At 42.4% G+C, this 6,977-nt stretch carries 4 protein-coding genes and 1 pseudogene; all 5 read right to left on the minus strand.

Going from position 1 to position 6,977, the window contains the following annotated elements; genetic code table 11:
• The coding region (locus ACEYKX_RS10085) for an alpha/beta hydrolase (protein WP_373780720.1) at positions 1 to 1,691 on the minus strand (1,691 nt) is incomplete at its 3' end.
• Positions 1,669 to 3,009 carry a DUF4123 domain-containing protein gene (locus ACEYKX_RS10090; RefSeq protein ID WP_373767016.1) on the minus strand — a complete coding sequence of 447 codons (1,341 nt, stop codon included), beginning with the start codon at positions 3,007 to 3,009 and terminating at the stop codon, positions 1,669 to 1,671. The genes ACEYKX_RS10085 and ACEYKX_RS10090, both read right to left, overlap by 23 nt.
• A gap of 191 nt (positions 3,010 to 3,200) precedes the next feature.
• Positions 3,201 to 5,786: a type VI secretion system ATPase TssH gene (gene tssH / locus ACEYKX_RS10095; protein WP_373767017.1), complete on the minus strand. Its 2,586-nt coding sequence runs from the start codon at positions 5,784 to 5,786 to the stop codon at positions 3,201 to 3,203.
• Positions 5,787 to 5,822: 36 nt separating this feature from the next.
• On the minus strand, positions 5,823 to 5,993 hold the full coding sequence (locus ACEYKX_RS10100; RefSeq protein WP_373767018.1) for an IS3 family transposase: 171 nt from the start codon (positions 5,991 to 5,993) through the stop codon (positions 5,823 to 5,825).
• Between the two features lie 273 nt (positions 5,994 to 6,266).
• Positions 6,267 to 6,977: pseudogene (locus tag ACEYKX_RS10105) on the minus strand (DUF6396 domain-containing protein); the annotation flags it as partial.

The raw sequence follows: 6,977 nt of genomic DNA on the forward strand, positions 1-6,977 counted from the left end.
GCTTCCGCCTCTATCGCTTGACGGATTTTTGCCCTGTTCGCCCGAAGGTTAATACATTCCGACGGAATATCCCGATTACCGCCTAACCGGTCACAATGGAATTTGCGTCGGATTTGTTGCACGTAATCATATTCGGCACGGACAACATTGGTGTGACGGGTTTTGAAAAAATCTTCAATCGGACGGAGCCCTTTGGTAAACAGACTGAAAAACTTATTGTATTTCTTCGGATATGCCCCGCCGACCAGACCGGTAATTTCCCCGTCGTGCCATTGCTTATCCCCCGCCACTACGCCGTCTTCGGTGGAATAAAGTACCGTAATCCGTTTCGCCGCCTTATGTGCATAAGGAAAAATTTCCATCGCTATCGGGTTCATACTACGGGTATATTTGTCGGTAAACGCATTATCCGCCACCGCCGGCTCCCACATTATCAGGTTATCTATTTTCTCATCATACTCCCCGTCAAAATCCCCCAACACATTTAAGGCGGAAAGCGCCACCCGGGCACCTAGCGAATGGGTCAGAAGATTAATTTGAATCCCCGCCTCGATAAATTTAATCAGCACCTTCGCCAGCTCCCGTCCCGATTCATTGGCATAAATTTCCGACAGGAAAAACTGCAACTCGGACGCTACACTGCCCGACCAGGTCACCCCAACTATCCGGCTGTATTTGTCCCAATCGACAAATTTATCCAATTTATCTTTCCCCGATGCCGCCAAGTTTAAATAGTATTCAACATGGGGGATCCAACTCAAGGTTTTCCAGCCGTTGAATTTTCTATCGATTTCTTCATAGGTAAGTTTATCCGCATTCAGTTCTTTGCCTTTAATGAGCTTTAATATATCCTCCCGCCCGTAATGCAGCCACGGAATCTGCATTTCGTCCGTTCGGATGGGGGTAAGATAAGGCGGTTTCGGTGTGTCCCGTCCCACTTTGCCGGTCGCAACCGTTTCTTCATAGGTCGGGAAACGCCCTGTTTTACCCAACGGAACGTTATAACCGTGCACAAATAAAGTCACCGCATTACCGTCCAATTTGATTTGCTCAATCATCTTGTTTATTTGTTGATTTTTAAGTTTACTCTCACAAGTCTGCAAAAAACGTAAGTTAAGTAACATCGGAGGCGGTAAATAAGTAGCATAAATATGGCATTCATAACCGCCGTTTTGCCACATCGCTTCAATTTTCAGCGGATTACTCAGTTGAAACTGCGGTTCCTCATGGTTGACCACTTGGCCGTCGGCTTCGGCTTTGATTAGCACATAACCGTCGCTGCTATTTAATTTAAATGCTTCACTTTCTTCGGATAAATGACGCGAAACATCATTTTCACAGTTACCAATATTGCCGGTTTCCGCCTCTTGCTTTGCACCTAAAATCACCGCCTGCACACGCAACAGCTGCCAAGATATTTCACCGCACCTGACTTGAGGCGTGACTCTGCCGTTAGTTCCGCTTAATCCCATACCATGCCGGCTGATACCGTTTCCGTCGATCATGCCCGAATGAACTTTCCCGGTAGAATCGTACACATTCACTAAAATACCGCGAGGTAATGAGCGACCAAGTGTATCTTTGTGGTGAATAATTACTACGTTTTTACAGCAGTCTGTCCCTGAATTATTCTTTTCTGATGTGTGCTTACCACACAATGCCACAATATTATCGTTTAAATTGTTTGTCATAATGTTCCTTAAACTTGTTATAAATTATGCTTTGGCTTTCTAAAAATTCAATACGCTGCTTTATATAATACGCTTTATCTAATTCCGTAAGATAATCACTTTTTAAAAGTGACAAAATGACCGGTTCGGGATCAAGTTTGTCTATCGTTTTTCCATACAGCAATGTTATCAATGTAAAAATTCCGATCGTAACAGATTCGTGGAAATGATATTGCTTGCTTATATTGTGATGATAATAAACCACATCTTCTATTTCTTTACGGGTATATTGTTTAAGCAAAAATGGAGAAGTATTTAATAGACTGTCAACTAACCCGATATATAGTGTCTGATTATATTGCTTAATAAATTCCTCCACCTCAAACTTATCAAACTGTTTTTTAGCAGGTGTGACGGCGGATAAATCCGTATTCGGGGCGTAATGCACAAAATAATCCCCTTTCGGCAGCATAATGGATTCAATAAGCCTGCCGCCCCAAAACGCCGCCAGCTTTTTCGGATAACATAACAAGCGGTCTAAATAGTCCTCTAATACTCTCGGGTCGTAAAAACGAAAATAAAGCTGACGCTCGTCATACGTCGGCAGAATCATGAATTTTCTGAAATGCTGAAGCAACTCATCAAATTCCGCTCGTGAACGGAAAAAGAAGCCGAAGTGCTTATACCATTGTTGCGGGCCGTCGTCGTTCTCTTTTCCCGCCATCGGCGTCGAAAACAGTGCTTCGGCAAAGGAATGGGAGGCGGACAGCTTAATTAAATAGGGCGCAATGTTCCGCTTCCTTTCCGCCTGTTCGCCTTTATATAAACAGGCAAATCGAATATCATCGCGTTCAAAGCCGGTCGGGAACCAGGCGCTACTTTCCGCATTGACGATAACATAACAATTGTCCGAATCGTCTTCCGGCCACAAATAAGGAATAACAGAATCAGGAAGTGCTTGAAACAGAAAAGGTCCGCGCGCTTCGTTCGGGTTACGCAAAAGCACTTCGGTTTTTATCAGGCAGGGAGAATCGGTTTTATCGCTTTGCTGATAACGGTTCGGCATAAAAATGATTAAAGCACGTGCGTCCGATAAATCTCGGGAAGCCGTTCTAATCGGTTCGATAAGCGCCCCGTCGGCGTGGCGTTGGACATAAAGTTCAAGAGGAAGCGGAAGAAGAGCGTAATTCAAGCGAAGTTGGTGTTGTTGCTGGTAAATCGTTATTTTGTTTTTCGCCAATTCGGCGTTCGGCGCATAGATTAACACCACCGCCGCTTCCGATTCATTTCCACTGAACAACTGCACATCGACAGCGTAAATCCGGTTTTCGTTTTGCATATCACAAGCCTAAATTTGAGGGGATAACGGGCGATATTATATGCAATTAACCGAAAAGAGAAAAATAAAAGTATTCGCCAAAACTTATGATTTGTAGAAGCTCAAATTAATTTGACAGGTACGACATTTAAAACGGAGGAACTGTCAGATTAGGTTTGATCTTCTACACAAAAAACTACGGTTCTTTCCTACTATTCAATACTTACCTGATAATCATCATTTTCATATTTCACTGAAACCTGATGAATATCTTTTCCATCCGCCATAAATTGCAGCAATGCGAGCGACAATGGCGGCAGCAATTGCCCTTCTAAAATGGCATCCAACAATCTTGCACCGTTGGCATCGGCTTCACATTGTCGTTCAACATGTTCAAATACGGACGGAGAGATAATTAATTTCGCTTTGTAGCGTTGTGCGATGAGTTTTTCCAATTTGCCCAATTTTGCTTTTACGATACGTTGCATCACTTCTTTCGATAAATAGTTATATTGCACGATTTGCATACGAGCCAATAACGCCGGTTTAAAGAAAGAAAGCAGTGATTGACGTAATTGTTCGTCGGATTTCACTTCAAAACGTTCATTGGCCGAATCAAAACCGCAATTCGACGTCAACATAAAGAGAATGTTTTTACAGTCAATTTGACGACCTTCGCCATCTGCCAGTTCTCCTTTATCAAAGGCTTGATAGAACAGATTTAACACATCCGGATGCGCTTTTTCCACCTCGTCTAATAGCACAATCGAATACGGTTTTTGACGAATGGCTTCCGTCAATAAACCGCCTTCCCCATAACCCACATAGCCCGGCGGCGAACCGATCAGACGCGATACCGTATGTTTTTCTTGGTATTCGGACATGTTTATCGTAGTTAAGAATTGGCGACCGCCGAAAATATAATCCGCAATTTGCAAAGCGGTTTCCGTTTTACCCACACCGCTTGGGCCGACTAACAATAACGCACCCAACGGCGTACCTGCACGGCGTAAATCCGCCATTGCGGTTAACAAGCTCTTATGAATTTGTTCAATCGCTTGCTCTTGGCCTTTGATATTGTCATTTAGTAATACCGGTAATTCGGTTAATTTACCTAGTTCATCACCCGTCATGGTATTTACCGGAATCCCTGTCAGATCGGCAATTACTGCTGCAATTTGTTTGCCGCCCACTTCCGCATGGACTAAGTAATCTTCATTTTTAATGGCATCAAATTCCGTTTTTTTCGCTTGTAACTCGGCAATCAACGTATTGCGTTGATCTTCTTCCAGCTCTTCTTGTGAAATTTGTTCGCGTAAATTTAAAATCGCATCCACTAACGCTTTTTGCGATTCAAATTTTGCCGTGAGCGCTTGTTTTTGTCGTTCTAAATCATCTAATTGCTGTTGAAGTTGAGTTTTTATTTGAATATCAACGGGCTCACCTAATTGATAATCGCGTTCTAACTCAGCTAATGCCACCTTGATTTCATGAATTTTATTATCCAGATAATTTAAACGTTTCGGCGGCGTATCTTTCGCGGTTGATACGCGAGCGCAAGCGGTATCTAAAATATCAATGGCTTTATCGGGCAATTTTTTCGCCGCAATATAACGAGCGGACAGTTTCGTTACCGATTCCAATGCTTCACCCGTGATATAAACACCATGAGATTTTTCATATAACGGTTTTAACCCACGCAAAATCACAATGGTTTCTTCAATTGAAGGTTCATCTACTTTGACTAATTGGAAGCGGCGGGAAAGTGCAGGATCTTTTTCGAAATATTTTTTATATTCTGTCCAAGTTGTCGCCGCAATGGTGCGTAATTCGCCTCGAGCTAAAGCGGGTTTTAACAAATTCGCCGCATCGCCGGATTCACTGCCGGAACCGATTAAGGTGTGAGCTTCATCAATAAATAAAATAATCGGCGTTTGGCTGTTTTTCACAAAATCAATGACCGATTTCAAGCGTTTCTCAAATTCACCTTTCACTGACGCACCGGATTGCAGCGCACCTAAATCTAAGTTCCATAATTCTACATTATGCAAATGCGGCGGGACCTGTTTATTGGCAATACGCAACGCCAAGCCTTCAATCAATGCACTTTTCCCTACGCCCGCATCACCGACCACAATCGGGTTATTTTTTCGGCGACGGGAAAGAATATCAATCATCAAATCGATTTCTTCATCACGAGCCAATACGGGATCAATCTTGCCTTCTAAAGCTTTTGCAGTCAGATTTTCCGCAAAGCGGCTTAGCGCCGATTGATCTTGACTCGCGGCAACAGGCGCCACATTATCTGCTTGCTGCGATTGCGCTTCGGCAGAACCTTCGGCTAATGGCAATAAATTTTTACGTAAACTGTCTTTATTAATTTGATTTAAAAAAGAAGCTGCGGCTGTCGGTAAATAACGCGCTGAATTTAGCACCAGCGTTAAAAAAATGGACGCACTGCGGATTTGGGATTGCTTATATTCCAATGAACCTAGCAACCACGCTTCTTGCAACATTTCTACCAACAACGGTGAGAATGACGGTACACCGCCAATATTGACATCGTCGTTCTGTTTATTACGCATGAGAAGCGAAGATAATTCTTCATGTGAAAGTTTTAATTTATTGAAAATAAATCGTACGTCACTGAACGGGTTTTCGAGTGATTTTAATAAAAAGTGAGCGGGCAAGACTTCCGTTTCATTGCTTGTAATCGCATAAGCGGCGGATTCTTCCAGCATGAGTTTGGATGTGCTGTTTAATGCGGCGAGGGTTGAGGTAAGATCGATTTTTATCATGTTATGACCCCTTGAAATAATGTGTGAATCTGTCAGCTAAATAGCCCAATTGGTATTGAGTGTCTTCATCAGGTATAAATTGGACAGATAAATTAGTCTAAGTATTAAGACTCCGTATTTTACAAGGCTCGTTTTTTTTAATCTAGACTTGATTTGTTTTTCGTTATAAGAACGAATATATTCGTACAACGTTTTTTTCAAGTTCACCAATATTCGTAAATTTATGACAAAAAAAGCTTCAGTATGCTGAAAAAGATTTTAATCATGTCTTACCTGTAACCTGGTTCTTTTCGTTTCTTATCATCACCGGACGGTTAATCATACATATCATCCGGATTTAGTATAGAAAGTAAAATAAACAAGCGGTGAGATTTAGTGAATTTTTTGCAAAATATTTCCTAAATCTCACCGCTTGTAAAATATCAAGAAAATCCACCGCACTTCCGGTTTTTTCTCTCAAAAGTGCGGCGGATTTTTTGATTATTTTGTCGGTTTTTTCGGCATTCCGGTTTTTTCATCCAAACCGGTATCGGCGTTTAACCCTGCCTGCCATGCCAAACGGCGTACCAAGGCTTCATCGGGTTTCGGCGGGGCTTCGCCTTCAAACCAGCGCTGGAAAGCAATTTTACCGTCCCAGTCGGGTAGCGGTGCCGGTGGCAATGGCACAATTTCATCCAAATCCGGGACTTTGGGTTGGAGGTAGTCTTTTCTAGAAAGATAATTTTCAATAATTTTATAACGCTTAGAGCGCTCTTTATCTTCCGATAAATTTAAAAAATACATCTCTCCTTCTTTAGGTTTACCTGAAAAAGCATTGGCTAATCGGCGGGCTGAAGAATCACTACCATTCTTTGTTCCTTGATGAAATACTTCTATCGCTTTTTGGTATTCTTTCTTTCTAATCTAATACCTAACATATCAGAAGCATCACCTAATCCTTGTTCCGAAGCGCAAGCTCGCAGTTGATCAATCAGTTTTATGCGCATTTGTAATGTTTCTTCATCATTAATGCCACCTAGCATATCCGCAACAACATATTGCGCTTCACGGCTCCCCAAGTCTGCCGCTTTACGTAAGTAAGCGTACTTTCCGTCTTTCTCGGTACGCACCCCATACCCCACATCCAAATAACCGTACAGATTATAGTAAGCCGTCGCCGGCAGTTGTTTCGCCAGCTCCTCATTCAAATTA

Source organism: Glaesserella sp. (assembly GCF_041817755.1).
Classification (GTDB): Bacteria; Pseudomonadota; Gammaproteobacteria; order Enterobacterales; family Pasteurellaceae; genus Glaesserella.